This window comes from Actinomycetota bacterium, assembly GCA_036280995.1.
Lineage (GTDB): Bacteria > Actinomycetota > CALGFH01 > CALGFH01 > CALGFH01 > CALGFH01.
This window is the reverse complement of sequence record DASUPQ010000092.1, coordinates 1-2020: the sequence shown is the minus strand read 5'-3', so window position 1 is coordinate 2020 and position 2020 is coordinate 1. Positions and strand designations below refer to the sequence as shown.

Genomic DNA, 2020 nt, shown 5'->3' with positions numbered 1-2020 from the left:
CCGGTCAGCATCCCGGCGGTCCGCGCCGCCCTCGCCGCCCACACCCTCGCCGAGTGCCGCGGGCTCGCCACCCTCGCCCTCGACGCCGAGGACGGCCGGGCCGCCCGCACCGCCGTCCGCAACGCCACCCGGAGCTGAGCGTCGGGCCCACGGGACGCCCCGACACCGACCCCGGCCCCGGCCCCGGCACGGGGGCCCGCGCCGGTGTCGGAGGGCCGCCGAGGCGGTCGGGGTGGACCCCGGAGCTGCTCACGCGGGTGCTGCGTGGACTGAGCGTCATCGAGGCGTCGCCGGCCGACTGAGCAGAACGGAACGGTTCGTTCCAGTGGTAAGCTGCTCCCATGACCACCGCATCCACGCCGATGAGCGGGCGCCGGGCCGAGGCGGCCCGGAACGACCAGCGGATCCTCGACGCCGCCAGGGCGGTGTTCGTGGCCGACCCGGGGGCGCCGATCGCCGCCGTGGCCGAGCACGCCGGGGTCGGCATCAGCGCCCTGTACCGGCGCTACGCGAGCAAGGAGGACCTGCTGCGGCGCCTCTGCGCGGACGGGCTGCGGACCTACATCGCCGCCGCCGAGGAGGCCCTGGCCGACGACGGTGACCCGTGGGAGGCCTTCGCCCGTTTTATGCGCCGGATCGTCGACGCCGACACCCACTCCCTGACCTCGCGCCTGGCCGGCACCTTCACCCCCACCGAGGAGCTGAACCGCGACGCCGCCGTCGGCCAGGAGCTCAACGAGCGGCTGTTCGAGCGGACCATGGCGTCGGGGACCATCCGGCCCGACCTCGACGTCAACGACCTGTCCATGGTGTTCGAGCAGGTGGCGTCCATCCGCATGGGTGACCAGGCCCGCACAAGCCAGCTCCGCCACCGCTACCTGGCCCTCCTCCTGGAGGCCATGCGCGCCCCCGGGGCGGCCCCGCTTCCCGGTCCCCCGCCGACCTGGCGGGAGCTCGTCGGCCGCTGGTAGCCGCCGCCGGCACCTGACCCGGGTACGCTGGGGCGATGCGGAAGGCGGTTGCCGCCCTGGGCGGCGGGGCGTTCTTAGCGCTAGCGCCGGGCGTGGTGGCCGGGCCGGTCCCCTGGTGGCTAACCGGCTGGCAAGCCCGCGCGCTCCCGGCCTGGTGGCTGCCGCTGCGGCTGGCCGGGGTGGTCCTCCTGGCCGCCGGGGTCGTCGTGCTGGTGCAGGCGTTCGCGCGCTTCGTGGTCGAGGACCTGGGTACCCCAGCGCCGGTGGCCCCGACCCAGGAGCTGGTCGTGGGCGGGCTCTACCGGTACGTAGTCAGCAGCGTCCGCAGGCCGGCGCGGAAGGCGGCCGGGTCGACGTCGCCGAGCAGGGCGTGCTGGAACACGAAGCCGGGCAGCAGGCCGATGAGGACCTGGGCGACCTGCTCGGATGGCACGTCCGCGGCCATCAGGCCGCGGTCCTGGTAGGCCCGGACCAGCCGGGCAAGCGCGTCCCGGACGTGCCCCATCTCGCCCTTGATGATCTCGGCCAGGGCTGGGACCGCACCGCCTCGCCCCAGATCTGGACGGCCAGCCTGGCGAAACCCTGCTCGGCGTCGACCCGCTCGATGGCGAGCAAGGCCGCGCCGAGGACCTCGTCCAGCGCCGGTGGGTCGTCGGCGTCGAAGGCGGTGTCGAGGGCGCCAGCGACCTCGTTCACGGCTTCGCCGGCGAGGCCACGATGATCTCGCCCTTTGCGGAAGTAGCGGTAGACGGCGCCCGCGGACAGGTTCGCCTGGCCGAGGATGTCCTGCATGGATGGCCTCGCCCGAGGCCGACGCGTTTCCGGTCTCCTAGTCTCCCGGGACCTTGGCGTCCGCCTCAGATGCCGGCTGGCTCCCGAGTCCGGGGGGCCGGTCGGTCCTCCTCCGAGCTCTCAAGGGCGATCCGCGGGAGCCAGCGGTCGAGCCAGGCCGGCATCCACCAGTTCCAGCGCCCGACCAGCCGCATCACGGCCGGCACCAGGATCGTCCTGACCAGGGTGGCGTCGATCAGCACGGCCACGGCCAGGCC

4 protein-coding genes are annotated in these 2020 nt (G+C 74.6%); 1 reads left to right on the top strand and 3 read right to left on the bottom strand.

What is annotated here, in order from left to right:
• The first annotated feature begins 341 nt into the window (after positions 1 to 341).
• Positions 342 to 971: a helix-turn-helix domain-containing protein gene (locus VF468_02635; protein HEX5877207.1), complete on the top strand. Its 630-nt coding sequence runs from the start codon at positions 342 to 344 to the stop codon at positions 969 to 971.
• A 298-nt stretch (positions 972 to 1269) separates the two neighbouring features.
• On the opposite strand, the gene VF468_02630 is transcribed toward VF468_02635, so the two are convergent.
• The 3 genes from VF468_02630 to VF468_02620 form a co-directional block, all read right to left on the bottom strand.
• Positions 1270 to 1416 carry a hypothetical protein gene (locus VF468_02630; GenBank protein HEX5877206.1) on the bottom strand — a complete coding sequence of 49 codons (147 nt, stop codon included), beginning with the start codon at positions 1414 to 1416 and terminating at the stop codon, positions 1270 to 1272.
• The gene (locus VF468_02625; GenBank protein ID HEX5877205.1) at positions 1416 to 1763 is read right to left on the bottom strand and encodes a hypothetical protein; all 348 of its coding nucleotides are present in this window, start codon (positions 1761 to 1763) and stop codon (positions 1416 to 1418) included. The genes VF468_02630 and VF468_02625 overlap by 1 nt, the downstream gene beginning before the upstream one ends.
• A gap of 65 nt (positions 1764 to 1828) precedes the next feature.
• A partial coding sequence (locus VF468_02620) for an MMPL family transporter (protein ID HEX5877204.1) occupies positions 1829 to 2020 on the bottom strand: 192 nt, incomplete at its 5' end.